The 21761-nt window shown below is 41.3% G+C and carries 19 protein-coding genes; 10 read left to right on the top strand and 9 right to left on the bottom strand.

Annotated elements, in window-relative coordinates; all coding sequences use genetic code 11:
- Positions 1 to 14: 14 nt before the first annotated feature.
- The 3 genes from lepA to FTU71_RS08890 all read right to left on the bottom strand — a co-directional run bounded on the left by lepA (position 15) and on the right by FTU71_RS08890 (position 4147).
- Positions 15 to 1832: a translation elongation factor 4 gene (gene lepA / locus FTU71_RS08900; RefSeq protein WP_004971725.1), complete on the bottom strand. Its 1818-nt coding sequence runs from the start codon at positions 1830 to 1832 to the stop codon at positions 15 to 17.
- Between the two features lie 309 nt (positions 1833 to 2141).
- On the bottom strand, positions 2142 to 2597 hold the full coding sequence (locus tag FTU71_RS08895; RefSeq protein WP_180111848.1) for a thioesterase family protein: 456 nt from the start codon (positions 2595 to 2597) through the stop codon (positions 2142 to 2144).
- 167 nt (positions 2598 to 2764) lie between these two features.
- Entirely contained in the window at positions 2765 to 4147 is a 1383-nt protein-coding gene (locus FTU71_RS08890; protein ID WP_131261155.1) for a Do family serine endopeptidase, read from the bottom strand.
- Between the two features lie 336 nt (positions 4148 to 4483).
- On the opposite strand from FTU71_RS08890, the gene nadB reads away from it, so the two are divergent.
- A complete protein-coding gene (nadB, locus tag FTU71_RS08885) occupies positions 4484 to 6118 on the top strand; it encodes an L-aspartate oxidase (RefSeq protein ID WP_180111846.1) in 1635 nt (544 codons plus the stop codon).
- A 178-nt stretch (positions 6119 to 6296) separates the two neighbouring features.
- Here nadB and mtlD read toward each other — a convergent pair whose 3' ends face one another.
- The 5 genes from mtlD to pabC form a co-directional block, all read right to left on the bottom strand.
- The gene (gene mtlD, locus FTU71_RS08880) at positions 6297 to 8426 is read right to left on the bottom strand and encodes a bifunctional mannitol-1-phosphate dehydrogenase/phosphatase (RefSeq protein WP_179993888.1); all 2130 of its coding nucleotides are present in this window, start codon (positions 8424 to 8426) and stop codon (positions 6297 to 6299) included.
- Positions 8427 to 8620: 194 nt separating this feature from the next.
- Positions 8621 to 9031 (bottom strand): PaaI family thioesterase, encoded by a 411-nt coding sequence (locus FTU71_RS08875; protein ID WP_096901103.1) that lies wholly within the window; start codon positions 9029 to 9031, stop codon positions 8621 to 8623.
- Between the two features lie 99 nt (positions 9032 to 9130).
- Positions 9131 to 9739: a dTMP kinase gene (tmk, locus tag FTU71_RS08870; protein WP_179993887.1), complete on the bottom strand. Its 609-nt coding sequence runs from the start codon at positions 9737 to 9739 to the stop codon at positions 9131 to 9133.
- Between the two features lie 2 nt (positions 9740 to 9741).
- Entirely contained in the window at positions 9742 to 10806 is a 1065-nt protein-coding gene (mltG, locus tag FTU71_RS08865; RefSeq protein ID WP_179993886.1) for an endolytic transglycosylase MltG, read from the bottom strand.
- Positions 10799 to 11632, bottom strand: a complete 834-nt coding sequence (gene pabC / locus FTU71_RS08860) for an aminodeoxychorismate lyase (RefSeq protein WP_179993885.1) — start codon at positions 11630 to 11632, stop codon at positions 10799 to 10801. The genes mltG and pabC overlap by 8 nt, the downstream gene beginning before the upstream one ends.
- A 160-nt stretch (positions 11633 to 11792) precedes the next feature.
- Here pabC and FTU71_RS08855 point away from each other — a divergent pair, with 160 nt between their 5' ends.
- The 7 genes from FTU71_RS08855 (at position 11793) to FTU71_RS08825 (ending at position 18969) form a co-directional block, all read left to right on the top strand.
- The gene (locus FTU71_RS08855) at positions 11793 to 12800 is read left to right on the top strand and encodes a sulfate ABC transporter substrate-binding protein (protein WP_179993884.1); all 1008 of its coding nucleotides are present in this window, start codon (positions 11793 to 11795) and stop codon (positions 12798 to 12800) included.
- Positions 12801 to 13119: 319 nt separating this feature from the next.
- A complete protein-coding gene (locus tag FTU71_RS08850) occupies positions 13120 to 13725 on the top strand; it encodes an alpha/beta hydrolase (protein WP_096901106.1) in 606 nt (201 codons plus the stop codon).
- A gap of 87 nt (positions 13726 to 13812) precedes the next feature.
- Positions 13813 to 14646, top strand: a complete 834-nt coding sequence (gene cysT / locus FTU71_RS08845) for a sulfate ABC transporter permease subunit CysT (protein WP_004971748.1) — start codon at positions 13813 to 13815, stop codon at positions 14644 to 14646.
- Positions 14643 to 15536 (top strand): sulfate ABC transporter permease subunit CysW, encoded by an 894-nt coding sequence (gene cysW, locus FTU71_RS08840; RefSeq protein WP_179993883.1) that lies wholly within the window; start codon positions 14643 to 14645, stop codon positions 15534 to 15536. The genes cysT and cysW overlap by 4 nt, the downstream gene beginning before the upstream one ends.
- Positions 15537 to 15547: 11 nt before the next feature.
- Positions 15548 to 16609, top strand: a complete 1062-nt coding sequence (locus FTU71_RS08835) for a sulfate/molybdate ABC transporter ATP-binding protein (RefSeq protein WP_154320896.1) — start codon at positions 15548 to 15550, stop codon at positions 16607 to 16609.
- A gap of 52 nt (positions 16610 to 16661) precedes the next feature.
- Positions 16662 to 17585, top strand: a complete 924-nt coding sequence (locus tag FTU71_RS08830; protein ID WP_096901109.1) for a CysB family HTH-type transcriptional regulator — start codon at positions 16662 to 16664, stop codon at positions 17583 to 17585.
- A 187-nt stretch (positions 17586 to 17772) separates the two neighbouring features.
- Positions 17773 to 18969, top strand: coding sequence for an outer membrane protein transport protein (locus FTU71_RS08825; protein ID WP_179989037.1), 1197 nt, complete (start codon positions 17773 to 17775; stop codon positions 18967 to 18969).
- A 56-nt stretch (positions 18970 to 19025) separates the two neighbouring features.
- Here the strand turns inward: FTU71_RS08825 and carO are convergent, their stop codons facing one another.
- The gene (gene carO, locus FTU71_RS08820) at positions 19026 to 19772 is read right to left on the bottom strand and encodes an ornithine uptake porin CarO (RefSeq protein ID WP_179989038.1); all 747 of its coding nucleotides are present in this window, start codon (positions 19770 to 19772) and stop codon (positions 19026 to 19028) included.
- 302 nt (positions 19773 to 20074) lie between these two features.
- Here carO and dapD point away from each other — a divergent pair, with 302 nt between their 5' ends.
- A complete protein-coding gene (gene dapD, locus FTU71_RS08815; RefSeq protein ID WP_131261166.1) occupies positions 20075 to 20896 on the top strand; it encodes a 2,3,4,5-tetrahydropyridine-2,6-dicarboxylate N-succinyltransferase in 822 nt (273 codons plus the stop codon).
- Between the two features lie 79 nt (positions 20897 to 20975).
- On the top strand, positions 20976 to 21686 hold the full coding sequence (queE, locus tag FTU71_RS08810) for a 7-carboxy-7-deazaguanine synthase QueE (RefSeq protein ID WP_096901112.1): 711 nt from the start codon (positions 20976 to 20978) through the stop codon (positions 21684 to 21686).
- Positions 21687 to 21761 lie beyond the last annotated feature (75 nt).

Here is a 21761-nt window from a genome sequence, read left to right as displayed (position 1 = left end):
TTATCCTTATAATTTTAGCGTTCGACTTTAAGTACAGCTAAGAAAGCTTCTTGCGGGATTTCAACACTTCCCACTTGCTTCATACGTTTCTTACCTTCTTTTTGCTTGGCAAGTAGTTTCTTTTTACGAGAAACGTCACCGCCATAACACTTCGCAAGTACGTTTTTACGCATCGCTTTCACGGTTGAACGCGCAATAATTTGCGCACCAATCGCAGCCTGAATAGCCACATCAAACATTTGACGCGGAATCAAGTCTTTCATTTTTTCAACCAAGGCAATACCACGGTGACGTGCATCTTGACGGTGGCAAATCATAGCTAAGGCATCGACTTTTTCACCGTTAATCAGTACATCGACTTTAACCAAAGATGAGCTTTCAAAACGGACAAAGTTATAATCTAACGATGCAAAACCACGTGAACATGACTTCAATTTATCAAAGAAGTCCATCACGACTTCTGCCATCGGAATTTCAAAAGTAATGGACACTTGGTTACCCAAGAATTTCATGTCTTTTTGCACACCACGACGCTCAATACATAGGGTCATGACGTTACCCAAGTATTCTTGCGGCACTAAAATATGACATTCCGCAATCGGTTCACGTAAATCTTCTACAGTTGAACCATCAGGCATTTTAGATGGACTGTCGATATACACCGTTTCGCCATTTTTCATCACGGCTTCATAAATAACCGTTGGTGCCGATGAAATTAGGTCTAAATCGTACTCACGCTCTAAACGCTCTTGTACGATTTCCATGTGCAACATGCCCAAGAAACCACAACGAAAACCAAAGCCCAAAGCATCTGAACTTTCAGGTTCAAAGAACAATGCTGAGTCGTTAATTTGTAGTTTGTGCAATGCTTCACGGAACGGTTCAAAGTCGCTGGCATCAATTGGGAATAAACCCGCATAAACCTGCGGCTTAACTTTTTTAAAGCCTGGTAAGGTTTCTACTTCTGGTGTCGTTGCAAGTGTGATGGTATCGCCGACTGGCGCACCGAAAATATCTTTAATACCCGCAATAACAAAGCCAACTTCACCTGCTTCTAAAATACCTGTTTCGGTATGTTTTGGATTAAAAATACCAACTGAGGTAATGATGTGCGTTTGACCTGTCGATTTCATCAACATTTTATCGCCTTTACGCACACGACCTTGCTTGATACGTACCAACGACACAACGCCCAAATAGTTATCAAACCATGAGTCAATAATTAAGGCTTGCAATGGCGCATCGCGGTCACCTTGTGGTGCTGGAATGACATTCACCAAGGTTTCTAATACATTGTCGATGCCTAAACCAGTTTTAGCCGAACAGGTTGGTGCATCTTGCGCTTCGATACCAATAATTTCTTCAATTTCATGAATCACGCGCTCAGGTTCTGCCTGCGGTAAATCAATTTTATTCAGTACAGGTAAAACTTCTAAGCCTTGCTCAATTGCGGTATAGCAGTTTGCAACTGATTGCGCTTCTACCCCTTGTGCCGCATCGACTACCAATAGCGCACCTTCACAAGCTGCCAAAGAACGTGATACTTCATAGGAAAAGTCAACGTGTCCTGGGGTATCAATGAAGTTTAATTGGTATTCCTGACCATTTGGATGGTTGTAGTATAAAGTCACCGAGGTGGCTTTAATGGTAATCCCACGCTCACGCTCAAGCTCCATAGAATCCAACACCTGAGCTTGCATCTCACGATCTTGTAAACCACCACAGGTTTGAATGAAACGATCTGCTAGAGTCGATTTACCATGGTCAATATGGGCAATGATCGAAAAGTTACGGATGTTTTTAATATCAACAGTTTTTTTAGCTTGCGCCATGGGTTACCTTGAAAAATAACACGCTCTGCACATTAAAATTCATGCAGAGCAAAAGCCGAATAGAAATTGCGAAGGATTATAGCAGATGGATTTTTCAATGTATCCATAATAATGACTTCCTTTTGCAGCCTCACGCGTTTTTCTTTTTATTCGAGAGTTTCAGGCTTTTTATACAAAGATTTATGTCGTGATTAAGCTGAGAATTGAAAGCCACGTCATGCTATTTGAAACAGGTGAATACCCTCTTTAACAACATCGACAGCAATAACATGCGGCAACTTTCAATGACGCTACACTTGGTGCTTCAACTCATCTTAATGAATCATACTCACTAAAATCCAACGGATTCACATCTGCAGTAAGTGGTTGATAGGCCTGTGTAAATGTCGGTGACATGCGTTTTGGACGACCTGTAGCAATTTCCACACAAGCCCATTGTGTATTGCCCATAAACAGCAGACTTTTATCTTGAGGGCGATAAAACGCATATTGGCGGAATGAATACAACGCATTCAAATCACTTAACCATGTACGCAAAATCAGCTCCTCACCTTCGAGTGCCGCTTTACGATATTGCACATGATGTTCCACCGCCACCATCGCATGTTTTAGTTTTAAGTATTCCTGCACACCTAAGCCTAATGTTTTGATATGTGCCGATGCTACATCCTGCATCCACTGCACATACACCACATTATTGACATGCCCTAAAATATCAATATGTTCTGGCTGTACGGTGATTTTTAAATCAAATATGCTGCTCATGTCATCCTTTTAACTAAAACGGCGATGTCGGTCTAGTCTAACAAAAATACCGAGTTACATAAAAAAGTCGCCCTAATTCAAGAGCGACTTCCTTAAAATAAGTGGCTATTTAAAGTTTAGCAAGATTCTAAATTTTAGATAGATTTACGATTTTATGCCACATCAACTTATTGAATACGCATGCCAATAATCGCACGTTGCCCTTGACGGATAATCACCACACGCGCAATTGTACCTTGTTTCAAGGTAGATACTGTTTCAACAAATTGGTTGGCATTTTGGATGGTGGTGTTATTCAGTTGCACAATCACATCACCTGGCATAATACGTGCCTGAGCTGCCGAACCACCACGACGCACTTCCTGAATCAGCACACCGCCTTTAATATCTAATTGGCGTTGTTCTGCAACGCTTAAATCACGAATCGACACCCCTAAAACAGGGCCTTTGGCTGCGGTATCAGGGTTGTTTTTGGCAGGCGTGTCGTCAGGTGCTGTGCTCACCGTAGCGGTAATATTACGGCGTTTATCATCGCGTAATACTTCAAGCTGAATACTTTGATTTGGCACTGAACGGTTTAAATAGTTCAACAATTCAGACGTTCTGGAAATAGGTGTGCCGTTGTATTTAAGAATCACATCGCCCGCGCGCAAACCTGCACGTGCCGCAGGTGAGTTTGGTGCAACTTGAGTAATTAATGAACCTTCAGGCTTACTGAGTTTATAAGATTCTGCCAAATTGCGGTCAATATCTTGCAAACTCACCCCTAAATAAGAACGAGTCACTTTACCGTTACGCTTTAACTGATCGGCAACATCCATGGCAACATCAATAGGAATGGAGAATGACAAGCCCATATAACCACCCGTACCACTAAAAATACGGGAGTTCACGCCGACCACTTCACCGCGCTGGTTAAATAGTGGCCCGCCTGAGTTACCTGGGTTAAGCGCCACATCGGTCTGAATAAATGGCACTGAAGTTTCACCCATCATATTACGCATTTTGGCACTCACGATTCCTGCCGATGCAGAATAGTCAAAGCCAAATGGTGAACCAATCGCAAGTACAGGCTCACCTACACGTAATTGATCGACATTGCCTGTACGCAGTTCTGGATAACTGCTGCCCTGCACTTTTAATAACGCGACATCGGTACGTTCATCACTACCCACGACAGTTGCATCAAGTTCACGGCGGTCATTCAGTACAATGGTAACTTTAGAAGCATCTTCAACAACGTGGTGATTGGTTAAAAGGTATCCATCTTTACTGATAAAAAAGGCACTGCCGTAACCTGTTTTTTCTTGTGGAATTTGCTGTTGAGGAATAATCACTTGATTGCCAAAAAAACGGCGTAAAATTTCTGGAACTTGTTGTTGTAAGAGTTCTTCCTGACTCATTTTTTTGACAACATTGACACTCACCACCGCAGGACTAACCTGCTCAACCAAATTAGAAAAGTCTACTGGTGGTGCTGCTTGAGTCTGCACAGTTGCCATAGTAAAAACAGCCGCATATAAACCTTTTTTTAAGTTGCGATTTTTCATAAATAGCATTCACTCAATAATAATTATGACTTTGAACTCACCTTATTTAGCACAAAATAATAGGCTTTTGGGTAATAAAATGTTGAATCTTTTTCAATTACGGTTTGGCAGGCACTGTGGAGGATAGCTGAGATAGTATCTCGTATTTACCCCATCAAAAATTACGCATCAAAGTGCTATAAATGAAATGAAAAGCGTGGAATCGAATCACAATAAAAGTGGGATATTCCATAAAAGTTGCCAGCTTATTCTTTTTTTTCATTATTCAAATCCACTTCGCACTTGCCTTTTTCTGTAAAAAGGGGTGTCATTATCCAACTTTTTTCAAATTAGCTGATGGACATGCCTAATTTAAACACAACACATCAATTTGATGTGATTATTGTGGGAAGTGGTGGTGCAGGTTTGAGTTTAGCGCTCTCATTACCCCAGCATTTCAATATTGCCGTTTTGGCGAAATCTACCCTCACTGAAGCCAGCACCTTCTATGCGCAAGGCGGTGTCGCGGCAGTGCTTGATGAAACAGATTCAATTGAACAACACATAGATGACACTATAATTGCAGGTGCGCATTTATGTGAAATGGATGCCGTCAAACAAACCGTAGAAGGCGGCAAACCTTCGGTAGATTTTCTGCTGAGACAAGGTGTTCAATTTACTTTAGATGAACAAGAACAGTTGCACTTAACCCGTGAAGGCGGTCACTCACAGCGACGTATTATTCATGCAGCCGATGCAACAGGACGCGCAATTTCGACCACTTTAGTACAACGTGTCCAAGAACAGCAAAACATCACCATTTTTGAAAATTTTATTGCGATTGACCTAATTACCTCGCAAAAATTAGGTTTAAATGAAAGCAATCGCACTTTAGGCTTATATGCACTAGATGAAAAAACACAAAAAGTGCATAGCTTCCTTGCTCCGTTTACCGCACTTGCCTGCGGTGGTGCAATGAAAGCCTATCTGTATACATCTAACCCAGACATTGCCACAGGTGATGGTATGGCCATGGCATACCGTGCAGGTTGCCGTGTGGCAAATATGGAGTTTAATCAATTCCACCCGACCTGTTTGTATCATCCCCAAGCACGTTCGTTTTTAATTACTGAAGCCATGCGTGGTGAAGGTGCATATTTGCGTTTACCCGATGGTGAGCGTTTTATGCTGCGTTTTGATGAGCGTGCAGAATTGGCGCCACGTGACATTGTCGCACGCGCAATTGACTATGAAATCAAACGCTTAGGTATTCGTCATGTGTGGTTAGACATCACCCATAAACCTGCAGAATTTGTAAAGGAACACTTCCCAACGCTGTATACACGTTTACTGGAATTAGGTATTGATATCACCACTGATATGATTCCTGTTGTACCTGCTGCCCACTACACTTGTGGTGGTGTGATGGTGGATGAACATAGCCAAACCGATATTGCAGGTTTATATGCGATTGGTGAAACTTCTTATACAGGTTTGCATGGCGCTAACCGTATGGCAAGTAACTCTCTTTTAGAATGTTTTGTCTATGGAATGGCGGCCGCCAAACATATTGAAGCTCATTACACCGCAGATTATAGCTCGCCTGACGTCCCTGCTTGGGATGATTCTCAAGTCACTAACCCTGACGAAGATGTGGTGATTTTACAAAACTGGGATGAGCTACGCGCAACCATGTGGAACTATGTCGGCATTGTACGCACCACTAAGCGTTTAGAGCGTGCCTTACACCGTATTGAAATGCTAAAACGTGAAATCACCGAGTATTATCAGGACTATCAAGTCAGTAAAAACTTGATTGAGCTGCGTAATTTGGTTCTGGTTTCTGAAATGATTGTGCGCTGTGCCATGCAACGTAAGGAATCACGCGGTTTACACTTCACGCTAGATTATCCTGAACTTGCGCCTGAATTGCGTAAAACTGTGCTTATCCCACCAAATTTCCAAGTGGAAACTCCATTGGTGAATGAGTGATCTGATTGCTTGTTACACAACAGCATTTGCATAAAAGTATCTGTGAATAAAGTGCATTTGAATTCTAATGCAAGAAAGCACCGAATCGTGTTCCATAACACGATTCGATATTTTATCATTTTGAATATGATGACGTTAACTTACTAAACCTCCCCCCAAGAATTCATCAAGTTGAGTTTTAGATTACGGCTGCAACTTGAGTACCATCTTGAATAAATGCTTCTAAGCGAACTTGACCAGCCAATAGTTGCTGTAATTGGTGGCTAATTATGTACTGCAATTGCTGCCGTGTCTGTTCGTCTATAGGCGCATTTTGCAATTGTTTTGACAAATGCTGTAATGCTGCTTGAGCCCCCAACTGCTGCATTTTAATCGCATACAGATAGCCCAACACCACTCCTTTCTGCACATAATTTGCAGCTAAATCATGCTGCAGATGATAAATCAAAGCACCCATCACCCGTTCATTGGCTGAGAGTTTACGCAAAGGGTCACGTGCCACACGCTGACACGGGTCTTTATAGGCATGTTCACATGAGTCCAGAAAGCTCTGTGCCAGATGCTTTAAGTTTTGCTGACGATGCGGCAACTGTGCAGCTAATCCCAACGCTACTTGTGCCGAAACAGCGCGGGTAAAATCTGCAACCAATGGGTCTGCCATTGCGACACCAATACTGTTATGCCCTATTAAACTGGATAACCAAGCCATCATGGCATGTACACCATTCCATAAACGATTTTTAATGAGTTGGATTTCGGCAATATCATCTACCAAAATCATTTGACGCATGTGTTGCAATAATGGACTAGCATTTTCCACATAAATAGGCATGTCACTTTCAGCATGAAATAAAATTAAATCCATACTTTGCAAAATGTGACTGGGCTGAAAATTGCGTCTTAAATCTTCTACATATAAGGTGGCTTGACGCTCTTGCTCAGGCTGCAATCGAGTATTGTCTTCAATTTCAATTGGCTCTGCTTCGTCATCCAACTGAAATTGCTTAAAAATATTATACTTGATGCGTAATTGGCGATATAAGTTTTGATCGCTTAATTTAGAGACCATTCTATTTACGACAGTATCGCAAAAATAATGCTGCGCCATAATTTTGGCTGCCGTATCGGGATCCAACAACGTCTCTAACGCCTGATGAATATGCGTCATCAAGAGCTGTTTTGCCCCAACTTTATTTAAAATTACCAAAATAGTTAAAGGCTGATGGAGTTCAACTTGCGCTATAAAACGGGCATATAAGCCCTGCGCAATTACTTTAGCCTCTTGCTGTAAGGCATGTTCAGGCAAACATAATGCAATTAGGCTCGACTCCACATACATTTGCTGCATCTGCTGCAAGTTCTCCGCATCAATGATGTGCATATTTTCAATTCGTTCATCATAAGAACATTGTCCATAACGAATTGAATACGTTCCAAAGGCGTTTACTGCAGAACGATATAAGGTATTCCGTGTAGAAGCATAAATACGTTTAGGACGGGTATAGCCATCCCAGTGCGATAAAATTTGGGCCAAATAGCCCCCACCTATTGCACCAAAACCATGAATCCCCACACTCAACTGATTTAAAGTTTGCGGGAAGGTCTCTTGTAAACTCGGCATTTCCAATACAGGAATAACTTGATTTAAGTCATCTAAATAAGCTTGCATACTTGCGTAATAATGCTGCGTGAGTGACAACATATTAGCATTAGGTTTTTTGATATCCCGAAATAGTATGGTTATGCCACCCGCTGCATGTGCAGATTTGATTCCATTTTCAGAATCTTCCAGCATGAAACATTCGCTGGGTTCTAGATTAATTTTTTGTGCGGCTGTTATAAAAATTTCAGGATGTGGCTTGCCCTGTTGCACCTCATCGCCACAAACTAATACATCAAAAAACTTATAGACATTGGCATTAATCAAATATTCTTCGGCAATGGCACGACGACTAGACGTAGCAACCGCCATTCTCAAGCCAGACTTTCGTAACCGCTCTAATACCTGCAACAAACCTTTTTTAATGGGCACACCAAAATTGCGCACACTTTCTAGTTCTAGTTCATCAGCACGCTGACGGATCTCACGGTAAGGAATGTCTGCACCATATTCTGCTTGAGCCAGTTGTTCAGCGCTCTTTGCACTCAAACCCAAACATTGCATGAGGTATACGTCTGAAAATTCAACGCCAATGAGCTCCTGAGATGCCTGCTTCAATGTTTGAAACCGTAATCGTTCAGTATCAAACATTGTTCCATCCATATCAAAGATTGCTCCATGAACAATATTGTTCTTAAATTTAAGCATTTAGCTCCCTTGTTTTATTACTTACGGGTTGCTAGCTTAGACAAAAGCAGATTTGATCTATATGAAAAACATAAAATGAAATATTTGTGATTATTTTTTAACCAATCAAACCCTGATTTTCATGTAGTATGTGTACATATGTAACCACATGGTAAATATAAGTAACTAAAATTAAGATAAAGCTGACTTTATTCTCAGCCAATCTGTGGAATCGAATACGTCCCTGTGACATGCGCCACGGCATCATCTACACCTTCGGAATATACCCAAACCTCACCGACCACGAGGTTTTTCCCTACTTTCATTAAGCGACATTCACCACGTAAATTACGGCCTGCTGCGGGCTTGCGTAAAAAGTTGATGTTTAAATTACTGGTCACCGCCAAAGCCACCAAACCTAATTCGCCTAAAATGGCGATATAAAGTGCATAGTCTGCAACGGTCATCATGGTCGGCCCCGATACTGTGCCGCCTGGACGTAAATCACGTTCATCGATGTGATAATTTACCAATGCCCCACGTGGGGTGATGGACACAATTTCACATTTTTCCAAACTTTGCGGAAACTCAACTTTTAAAAATTCAATAATTTCGTCTTTGGTCATATTTACTATTCGCTATTTTTTAAAAAAATCTTCTAAAGCATTTCCACTATAGAAGATTTTTCCATTCAATCAAATGCGCAAGAATGACTGATTCGCTTGTTAAGTATTTGGCTGTAAATATTGCATTGCCTGTGCAAAGACTTGATCTGGACTTTGTGTTGCATCTAAGCGCTTCACCCGCTCAGGATGTCGCTCCCACAAAGATTGATAGCCACCCCTTACTTTCTCAAAAAAAGTGGCTTTCTCTTGCTCAAAACGATCAAGCGCTCCACGCGCACGTGCACGGGTCATACCCAGTTCAATCGGTGCATCGAGCCAAAAAGTTAAGTCAGGCATACGTGCGACAAAGTTATTGTTTAAAGTCATCAACTTGCTTTCACTTAAACCACGTCCCGCACATTGATAAGCAAAACTGGCATCGCTAAAACGGTCACATAGTACAGTTTTTCCTGCAGCCATTGCTGGTAAAATCACCTGATCTAAATGCTGAGCACGCGCTGCATACATCAACAATAACTCAGTGTCTGAACACATTTTTTCTTCATGGTTGACCGCGAGTAACAAAGCACGAATTTGCTCTGCCATAGGGGTTCCACCTGGCTCACGGGTTAAAACCACCTCTTGACCTTGTGCAGTAAAATAATCATGAATACGGCGAATGAGTGTCGTTTTGCCTACCCCTTCGGTGCCTTCAAAACTGATAAACATGCTTATTCCCCTGATTTTTTCGCGCGCAGTACATTTAAATATTCCTGCACGGCACGGTTATGATCTTGCAAATTGGTGCTAAATTTATGTCCACCATTACCTGTCGCGACAAAATAAATGTTGTCAGATTGGTCTGGATGCATCGCCGCTTCAATGGCTTTTTGACTTGGCAATGCAATTGGCGTTGGCGTTAAACCACTCATGGTATAGGTGTTGTATGGCGTTGGAGTGCGTAAATCCTGACGGGTAATATTGCCCTGATAACGATCTCCCATACCATAAATCACGGTTGGGTCAGTCTGTAAACGCATACCCAGTTTTAAACGACGTACAAACACACCTGAAACTTGCTCTAATTCCGCATCAACATTGGTTTCTTTTTCAATAATGGACGCCATGATTAAAGCTTCATATTTATTTTTATAGGGCAAATCTGCCGCACGATTATTCCAAGCATCATCCAATGATTTCATTTGACGCTGATACAAATCGGTTAAAATTTTACGGTCAGTTTCACCTTTGGCAAAGAAATAAGTATTCGGCGCAAATAAACCTTCGGGATGTGCAAAAGGGATATTTAAAGCTTTTAGCATTTGATCATACGGCAAGTGCGACACTTCTTTGGTGACCAGTTCATCTTTCTTTAACGCATCAATCAATTGTTTAAAGGTCGTACCTTCGATCACCAAAATACGGTTCATTTGTGCATTTTCAGCATTGGCGATCATTTCCATAACCTGACGCACACTCATGCCCTGACGGACTTCATACACGCCTTTTTTCATGCTGTCGTGAATCATCACCCGTTGATACAGCTTTAAAACTATAGGAAAATTCACATGATCTTGCTCTGCCAAACGATCAATAAAGCGCGAATAGGTATCACCATCATTAATGGCCAATAATTGTTTTTTGCCTTCAACAGGATAATCTTTGAATAAGCTTGACCATAAGATCATGCCAATGACCAAAAACAGTCCAAGTATAAAAATAAGCGTGCCCTGAATAGCACGCTTAGACCACATAGTTTTGGTTTTCTTTTTAGATTTTGATGGGCGCTTAGACATAAGAATGAATCTGATTCAGTTGAAGTTGCTTAAATAATTCCACACACGGCTGCACATCTAAAACCTGCTGCCCTAAATGGCTGACAATTTTCATGGGCGTTAAAGCATTACAGAAAAACAGACTTTGAATCTGCGCAATTTCCGCAGCATGAATATCACGCTGTTCACAATGCAAATTCTGTTGTTGCATGCGCGATAAAATTTCTGCCCGCATGACACCGTGCACGCCATTATAACCAAGTTGCGGAGTAATCCATGTATTGTTTATACGAATGAAACAATTACTACTCACACCTTCAACCACACTGCCCTGTACATCAGTAACCAAAGCTTCTGTCCAGCCTTTTTGATCGGCTTCTTGTTTGAGCAATACCTGTTCAATTCGGTTTAGACTTTTCAGCCCAACTAAATTCGGCATGCTCAGTCCAATCGCTTGAGTCAAGACGCCACTTTGAATGATGTCATAATGATATGCCATATCTAAAGATGCTTGCACTTGTGGATAGAAAAACACCCAAACATCGGCAGGATGATCAGGCAAACTGTAACCTCGCTGCCCCACACCACGACTTAAAACAATCTTTAAAGTACCGTTTAATTCACCATGCGCCTGCTTTAAAAGTGTCAGCGTTTCAGTGATTAACTCAAGATTGGCATTTAAAGAAAGTTGGCGATTAGCATATTGCAAACGCGCCAAATGGCGGTCAAGTAATTCAATTTGATTTTGGCGAATACGTGCAGTGCTAAAGCATCCATCACCATAATGAAACGCGCGATCTAACACATGAATCTGCTCGGTAGGCTTGGCATTTTTATAACACTGCATGGAAGAAGTACTCGTTATTTATCTCTAAATATAGAAAACAATGAAGAAATTTATATTTATCATTTACTGATATTCACCGCATTTTAAATTATTTTTTCAGCAAATAGACTACCGATATGCTTGCCTCATTCAACAACAGATTTAATACCTGAGGTCAAACATGAACTTTACAAAACTGAAAATTGGACTACTGGCGGCAGTACTTTCGGCAACAACCTTGAGCGTTTCTGCAAAAGACTTTCTGAATGTTTCCTACGATCCAACCCGTGAATTATACGATAACTTTAACAAAGATTTCGGTGCGTACTGGAAAAAAGCCACCGGGCAAAACATTAACTTTAAACAATCACATGGCGGTTCGGGCAAACAGGCACGTGCGGTGATTGATGGTCTAGGTGCCGATGTCGTGACTTTGGCACTGGCTGCCGATATTGATGAAATTGCCAAACGCGGTCTATTACCTAAAGACTGGCAAAAGAAATTTCCGCACAACTCGCCCCCTTATACATCCACAATTGTATTTTTAGTGCGTAAAGGCAACCCGAAAGGTATTCGAGATTGGGGCGATTTGGTCAAACCTGGTGTGGAAATCATTACTCCAAATCCAAAAACATCTGGCGGTGCACGCTGGAACTATTTGGCAGCGTGGGCATGGGCAAAACATCAACCTGCGGGCAATGATGCTAAAGCGCAAGAGTTTGTTCGCCAAATTTATAAACAAACCAAAGTATTGGATTCAGGCGCACGTGGCTCAACCACCACTTTTGCAGAACGTGGCATTGGTGATGTTTTGTTAGCTTGGGAAAATGAAGCCTATTTAGCCGTGCGTGAACAACCGGGTAAATTTGAGATCATCACGCCTTCTCTATCTATTTTGGCTGAACCGCCTGTGGCGATTGTAGAGAAAAATGTGCAAAAAGATGGCAATCAACACTTAGCCAAAGCCTATTTAAACTATCTCTATTCGCCTGCGGGTCAAAACATTGCTGCGAAGAATTATTACCGACCACGTAATGCTACGGTGTTGGCACAATATAAGTCGCAATTTAAACCATTGAAGTTGGTGACTATTGATCAAGAGTTTGGTGGATGGAGCAAAGTTCAGAAGCAACACTTTGAAAATGATGGCATTTTCGATCAGATTATCAAAGCCAACCAAACCAAATAATACTCCGAAAGGTAAATCATACCAAAGCTCTAGCTGAAAACACCCAAATTGAAAAATGCGGGTGTTTTCACAAACGCATTTTTACCTGATTCACATATATCTCTTTTATTCATATAAAATTCATTTTTAATTATTTTTTTTGCATAGAAACTCTCGTTATCCTTGTTGCAGATTATTTAAAACATGAATTTTACAGCATTATCTTACTGAGTTTTGAATCCAAGTGATCACAGCCAAAGCTGAAAATGATGGGTTCAATTCATATTCAAGCGTTATTCAGATCATTATTTCAGGCTGAAATATGCGAAGGAGCATCGACATGATTCATACCGTAATTGTTCCAGGTGTAGGTGGCAGTGAATATGCGCACTGGCAATCTTGGTTACAACGACAACTCATGTCTTGCTCGCGTGTACAACAGTCAGACTGGAATAGCCCAATTTTACAGAACTGGGTTGCTGAATTTGTCAAAACAGTTGCCCCGATTCAGAACGATATTCAAATTGTGGCGCACAGCTTTGGTTGTCTGACCACAGTGGCAGCCTTAGCACAGCAACCTAAATTGCAGGCGAAAATTAAAAATGTGGTTTTGGTTGCACCTGCTAACCCTGCCCGTTTTGGTGAATCTGGTTTTGCACAACACAGCCAAAGCAATTATTCGGCTTATTTTCAGCAACTTAAATTGGCTGTACCGACACGCTTATTGATCAGTGAAAATGACCCGTGGCTAAGTTTTGCAGATGCACAGGCACTTGCCCAAGCATGGCAATTAACACCGATTAATTTAGGACAAGTGGGTCATATTAATGTTGCATCAGGCTTTGGGGCATTTCCTGAAATTTATGATTATTTGATTGCAGAAAATATGCAATCACATATCAGTATTTCTGATAACAACAAGTATTTATTCAAATTTGCAATTTAATCTTCGCAAATTATGCTTGTGCCGAATTTATCTTTTACTTTTATCTGTTTGTTTTCAAACACTCATTCTCTCTTTTGAGGAGTCATCATGTCGCAGCGATCCAAAGTGCTGCCAGGATTTGGTCTTTCTCTAGGCTTTACCCTAGCGTATTTATCCTTAATTGTTCTTATTCCCTTATCGGCTGTATTTATTAAATCGCTGGGTATCGGTTGGGATGGTTTATGGGAAATTTTAAGTTCAGAACGTATCCAAAAATCTTTGCAACTCAGTTTTAGCGCTGCGCTCATTGCAGCCTTTATTAATGTCGTCTTCGGCTTATTATTGGCATGGTGTTTGGTACGATACAGCTTTCCGGGCAAACGTATTATAGATTCTTTGGTCGATTTACCTTTTGCATTGCCTACTGCAGTTGCGGGTATTGCCCTGACTTCTTTATACGCACCGACTGGCTGGATTGGACAATATTTAGAACCATTAGGCATTAAAGTCGCGTATACCCCTATCGGGATTACCCTTGCCCTGATTTTTATTGGTATTCCATTTGTTGTGCGTACCGTGCAACCCGTACTCAGTGACTTAGAAACCGAGTTGGAAGAAGCAGCATCTGCGCTAGGGGCTAACCGCTTTCAAATTGTCACCAAAGTGATTTTCCCTATTTTATTGCCTGCACTGATTACAGGTTTTGCCCTCGCATTTGCGCGTGGCGTGGGTGAATATGGCTCGGTGATTTTCATTGCAGGTAACCAACCATTTAAAACTGAAATTGCACCCTTAATGATTATTTCTCGTTTAGAAGAATATGACTACGCAGGTGCAACCACAATTGCTGTGGTGATGTTGCTGATTTCTTTTGTCATGCTGTTCTTAATTAACTTATTACAAGCATGGGCAAGTCGTCGCACAGGGAGAACTGCACGATGAGTTTAAATACCAACAGCAATGCTTTGGCTGAAAAACTACAATCACGCGATGCAACACGTGAACCGACTTGGGTACGCTATACCCTGATTGCAATTGCCTTCATTTTCTTCTTAAGCTGTCTGATTTTGCCGCTGATTTTGGTTTTTGTAGAAGCCTTTAAACAAGGCATTGGTGTCTATGCACAAGCATTGGTGCATCCTGACACTTTATCGGCAGTGAAATTAACCTTACTCACTGCAGCCATTGCCGTACCTTTAAACGTGGTATTTGGTATTGCCGCAGCGTGGTCAGTGGCGAAATTCAATTTCCGTGGCAAGTCAATTCTCATCACCTTAATTGATATGCCTTTTTCAGTTTCTCCTGTGATTGCAGGTTTAATGTTAGTCCTGATTTTTGGCACACAAGGCTGGATGGGCGGCTGGTTGATGGAACACGACATCAAAGTTTTATATGCCGTGCCTGCAATTGTGATTGCCACCATCTTCATTACTGTACCTTTTGTGGCGCGTGAATTGATTCCTTTAATGGAAGCGCAAGGCACAGAGGAAGAAGAAGCTGCGATTGTATTAGGTGCATCGGGTTGGCAGACCTTCTGGAAAGTCACTTTGCCAAACATAAAATGGGGGTTAATTTACGGCGTGATTCTGTGTAATGCCCGCGCAATGGGTGAGTTTGGCGCGGTATCTGTGGTATCGGGGCATATTCGCGGAGAAACCAACACCCTACCGCTGCACGTCGAAATTCTCTATAACGAATATACCTTTAGTGCTGCGTTTGCGGTGTCCTCTCTCTTGGCACTTCTCGCGATTGTGACCCTGATTTTAAAAACTTGGGTTGAAATTCGCCAAGAAAAGCAAAACCAACGCAATGAAGATTCAACTGTTTCTTAAGGAATGACCGCATGAGTATTCAAGTTAAAAATATTGAAAAAAATTTTGGTGCATTCCATGCACTTAAAGACATCTCCCTCGATTTTCCAGATGGTCAATTGGTAGCACTGCTTGGGCCTTCAGGCTGTGGTAAAACCACCTTGTTGCGTATTATTGCGGGGCTAGAATCGGCAGATCGTGGGCAAGTGATTTTAGAAGGTCAGGACGCAACCAAAGTGCATGTACGCGAACGTCAAGTCGGTTTCGTTTTCCAGCACTATGCCCTATTCCGCCACATGACCGTATTTGACAATATCGCATTTGGTTTACGGGTACGTCCACGTGCAACCCGACCTTCAGAAGCCGAGATTAAAAAGCGTGTTATGCGTTTACTCGACTTGGTACAGTTAAGCTTTTTAGCAGACCGTTATCCTGCACAATTATCGGGTGGACAACGTCAACGTATTGCTTTGGCACGTGCCTTAGCGGTAGAACCACGCGTATTGTTATTGGATGAACCTTTTGGTGCGCTTGATGCCAAAGTGCGTAAAGAATTACGTCGTTGGTTAAGAACTTTGCATGATGAATTACACATCACTTCAATTTTCGTGACCCACGATCAGGAAGAAGCACTCGAAGTTGCCGATCAAATTATTGTCATGAACAAAGGTAATGTCGAACAAATTGGTTCACCGCGTGAAGTGTATGAACAGCCTGCAACTCCGTTTGTATTTGACTTCTTAGGTCAAGCCAACCGTTTTGAAGGACAACATCATCAAGGGATTGTGCAAATTGGTGAAGATCGCGTACAGCTTCTCAATCAACCGAATGCGCCTCAAGGCAAAGTGATTGCATTTGCACGTCCAGATGAGTTGCATATTCATGCCCAACCACAGGAAAATACCATTCAAGCGACCTTCTTACGTGAGGTTTGGATTGCTGGTAAAGTAGTTGCAGAATTGCAAGATCGTCAAGGGAATTTGATTGAAATTGCACTCACCGCAGATGAAGCGAAACTGCACCAATTCCGCCCAAATCAAACGGTTTGGTTAAGTGTAATCACTTTACATTTATTTGAAAATCAAGTCGCATAAGGACATCAAGATGGAGCCTAACCCGCTCCATCCTTTTTAGGGTTGCACCACTATGAATTTCCAACAACTTAGAATTATTAGAGAAACCGTTCGGCAAAACTTTAATTTAACCGAAGCGTCTGCAGCACTATACACCTCTCAATCGGGCGTGAGTAAGCACATTAAAGACCTTGAAGATGAGCTTGGTGTGCAGCTTTTTGTGCGCAAAGGCAAACGTCTACTAGGTTTAACCGAGCCAGGACAAGCTTTGCTGAGTATTGTCGAACGCATGTTGGTTGATGCAGATAACATTAAACGCCTTGCCGATGACTTTAATAAAGTCGATGAAGGCACGCTCACCATTGCGACTACACATACCCAAGCGCGTTATGTGCTGCCGCCTATTGTGAATTTGTTTAAGAAAGAATTCCCTAAAGTACATTTGATTTTGCAACAAGCCAGCCCTGTTGAAATTGCCGAAATGCTGCTGCAAGGTGAAGCCGATATTGGTATTGCAACCGAATCTCTAACCACTGAAGAGAACTTGGCAAGTGTGCCTTATTATGACTGGCGCCACAGCATTATTACCCCGCAAGATCATCCTTTAGCCAGTAAAACTGAGATTAGCCTGACCGATTTGGCAGAATATCCAATCATCACTTATCACGGCGGCTTTACGGGACGTTCTAAAATTGACAAAGCATTTACCGATGCAGGAATTGATGTCAATATCGTTATGTCTGCACTTGATGCAGATGTCATTAAAACCTATGTTGAATTGGGCATGGGCGTAGGCGTGGTAAACAATGTGGCATACGATGCAGAACGCGATTACCGTCTAAAACAAATCCAGACCGATATTTTTGGGGTAAACACCACATGGATTGCGGTTCGCAAAGGACATTTACTACGTGGCTATGGCTATGAGTTTATTTCTTTATGTGCACCGAATGCCGATATTAAAGCTTTAAAACGTATCGCCTATCCTGAAGAATAAAACAATAATGCATAAGAGAGCCTAGGCTCTCTTTTAGTTCTCTGGCAAAATTCTTGCTGATCTAAATGCCTAGAAATAATCAAAATAATGATTTTAATTTATCAGAAACATGAATAAAATATAATCAATAATAAAAAACGTAATTTGATTTTAAACACAATTGTATAATTTAGACCAAGGACGTAACATGAAATTTCACATTTTTGTTGGATTGCTGTGTGTCCTGCCGCTAGGTTATGCCTCTGCTGCCGCTTTAGAACGTAGCGGTCAATCGGTACATGCATTATTTGAAAAAGGAAATTATGCGGAAGTCGCTTTGCTACACGTGGATACCAATATTTCAGGTCAGGTACAGCATCAACAAAATATTGCCGAATTAGGCGTTCAAGATTTTTCAACAGGCAATTTAGTCAATAATCAACACTTCATCCAAGCTGCATTAAAATTACAACCACATCCACAAATTTCTGTGGCGTTATTATTTGACCAACCTTATTTTGTTGATGTGGATTATCACTATAGTCCTATTCTTTCAGGCGAACCTTTACCTATAGAAAATGCAGATATTAAGTTTGACTCAAGAAATATTACAGCGCTTATTGGCTATCAACCCACACAACATTGGAACCTCTTTACAGGTCTGAGTTACCAGTCATTTTCAGGTGATCTGAAAATTGGTACACAAGTTGACTATACCTTTTTTGATTATCACGTACATTTTCCAAAAGACCATGCGTGGGGTTGGTTGGCAGGTGTAAGCTACCAAATTCCTGAATATGCATTTAATACAGCAATTACCTATCGCTCTAAAATCAAGCACAGTACCAATGCAAGCGAAAGTATTTGGGGATTTCCTTTAGAGATTGCACCACAACAAGCAACTGAAATTCAGACACCTGAATCGGTGAATTTAGATTTTCACACAGGTTTACCTGCACAAAATTTTCTGTATGGATCATTGCGATGGGTCAATTGGCAATATTTTAAAATTCAACCCACTCAATTTGCAGCAATTCTGCAATCTGAAGGACTAGGTAATCAGTTCAACCTGATTGATTATCAAAAGAATCAATGGTCTACGCGTTTGGGTTTTGCCCATCAATGGTCACCCAAGTGGATCACTGCGGTGGAAGGATTATGGGATTCTGGTGCAGGTAATCCTGCCTCAAGTTTAAACCCTGTAGATGGTTATGTTGGTGTTGGTACGGGCGCAGTTTATCACTTTAACCCCAAAACGTTTATGATTGCAGGTCTGCATTATTTGCACTTTACCAAGCCAGACACGGTACAACCACAGTCATTGATCACTCAAATTTCAAGTTTTTCTTCACTCGAACAACGTGAGGCTTGGGTTTATCACTTGAAATTAGCACATCGCTTTTAAGACACAAAAAACGAGCCGAAGCTCGTTTTTTAAGGTTTAGCTAAAACTAATGGATATTACCAGTGGTAACTTACACCTAGTTTCGCTACTGGCATCCATTCGTATTTGTCATCATTGGCAATTTTTCGCTCTTCAGCACGTAAGGCATCTTGGAAGTCTTGACCGCCAGTCAAAGCATCACCACTACCTGTTAAAGATACTTTTGGATTACCTGTATAATATGCACCAACCTCACCAAACACGCCCCAGTTATTGTTAATCTTTGGAGCAAAACCTAAACCTAAGTAAGGTGCGATGTCATTTTTATATTCCATATGACCTTTAATATCGACACCATTGCCATTTTGATCAGCGATAAAGTTAGTATTATTTACTTTAAAGGCCTCACCTGGTTGAACACGACGCTCAAGACCATAATCATTGTCTAAATAAGCTACACCCGCAGCTACATAAACACCTTGTGCCCAACGGTTAGCACTTGCACCCCATGGACGAAGTTCAGCATTTAAATAAACGTTGTTGTTATCCATATCTAGGTCATATTCAGAACCATCAATTTTGACATCATCCGACCAAGAAATATCACCACCGTTATAACCCAGTGCTAAACCCACATACGGGTTTGCAGTCCAAAGCAATGCACCACCATAACCAGTTGTACCTACTTCAGCACGTACACCTGTTGGAATTAATTGGTTACGATCAAACGCATAGCCATCTTTTACCACAGCTGTATCTGCCATTGCAGAACCTGCAACTGCTGCCAATACCGAAGCGGCTAAAATTGTATGTAAAGTTTTCATTGTGTTTCTCCTCAAACTAAAGCTTTTTTGAATTTTCATTCGTTCGTTTTTCATGTGAAAACTATAAAGCTTATTGCGCTCAGTATTTATGCAAGATTTGCTAGGTTTATGTTATCTTTTGATACAAATTTATTTTTATTGTTTATTGCAAAAGCATTTATTTTCAAAACTTCAACAATTTAGCGCGCAACTTAACTTGTTTATCTTACTAAGGATAAATTCCAATCTGTTCCAATTTTTATCTATTCCTCACTCAATATAGTGTAAAATCTTTGGAAAATTTTTTTCTGGTAAGAACATCGATGTCTCAGCTTTCAACAATCATTGAACAAGCATTTGAAGACCGCGCTAATTTCAGCGCTGCAGATTGTCCCTCTGAAATTCGTCAGGCAGTTGAACAAGCAATTGCAGGTTTAGATAACGGCACATTACGCGTTGCTGAAAAAATTAATGGTGAGTGGATCGTTCACCAATGGTTAAAAAAGGCAGTTTTGTTATCTTTTAAACTCAATGATAACAAGCCAATTGAATCTTGCGATTTGCGTTTCTACGACAAAGTAGACACGAAATTTACAGGTTGGACTGACGAGCAATTCAAACAAGCAGGTGTGCGTGTTGTACCGCCAGCAGTTGCACGTAAAGGTTCATTCCAAGCCAAAAATGTGGTGTTAATGCCATCTTATGTCAATATTGGCGCTTATGTAGATGAAGGCACCATGGTTGATACATGGGCAACGGTAGGTTCATGTGCACAAATTGGTAAAAACGTGCATTTATCGGGTGGTGTAGGTATTGGTGGAGTACTTGAGCCACTTCAAGCAAATCCAACAATTATTGAAGACAACTGCTTCATTGGCGCACGTTCTGAAATTGTTGAAGGCGTGATTGTGGAAGAAGGTTCTGTCATTTCTATGGGCGTTTATATTGGTCAATCGACCAAAATTTATGACCGCGAAACGGGCGAAATCCACTACGGTCGTGTACCTGCTGGCTCTGTTGTCGTATCAGGTAACTTGCCATCTAAGTGTGGCACTTACAGCCTATATGCGGCTATCATCGTGAAAAAGGTGGATGCCAAAACACGTGCAAAAACCAGCTTGAACGATTTATTACGCGAAGACTAATTTCCTTTCAGTCTTCAGCATCTCTACGATCAGCAATGATCGTAGGGATTTTTGTTTTTTATATACTGTGATGAATATTATGAGTACGCTGCGATCTTCCGCTATTCCTGTTTCTGATCCGTCTGCGGGTTTACGCATTACGGAGATTTTCTATTCATTGCAGGGCGAAGCCAATACATCGGGCTTGCCAACCGTGTTTATTCGTTTAACGGGTTGTCCATTGCGTTGCCATTACTGTGATACCACTTATTCTTTTGAAGGTGGCGAACGTCAATCTTTAGATGACATCATCCAAACCACGCTAGAATTTAAAACACCGTATGTATGTGTGACGGGCGGTGAACCTCTGGCTCAACCGAATGCACTGCCACTCATGCAACGCTTGGCAGATTTAGGTTGTGAAGTGTCTTTGGAAACCAGTGGAGCTTTAGATATTTCTAAAGTGGATAACCGTGTGTCGAAGGTGCTGGATTTAAAAACCCCTGCATCGGGTGAAATGTCACGCAACTTATTATCAAATTTAGATTTTTTAAACCCACATGATCAAATCAAATTTGTGATTTGCAATCATGACGATTATCTTTGGGCGAAGCAGCAAGTTGAGCAATATCAGTTGCATAAAAAAGTCGATACAGTGTGGTTCTCCCCTGCATTTGCTGTCGAAAAAGGTGCAGTCGCCTTGCCACAACTTGCACGTGATTTGGCACAGTGGATTTTAGCCGACCATCTCCCTGTTCGTTTCCAATTGCAATTACATAAATTGCTTTGGAATGATGAAACAGGTCGTTAATCTCCTCACGAATCCCCATTCGTATTGACGTCAATCTTCACACTTTTGCTCAAGTTCTATCGCTATATTTTAAAA

The organism is Acinetobacter sp. YH12136, assembly GCF_013418545.1.
GTDB lineage: Bacteria > Pseudomonadota > Gammaproteobacteria > Pseudomonadales > Moraxellaceae > Acinetobacter > Acinetobacter towneri.
The sequence above is the reverse complement of the archived record's forward strand: the minus strand, read 5'-3'. Positions and strand labels throughout refer to the sequence as shown.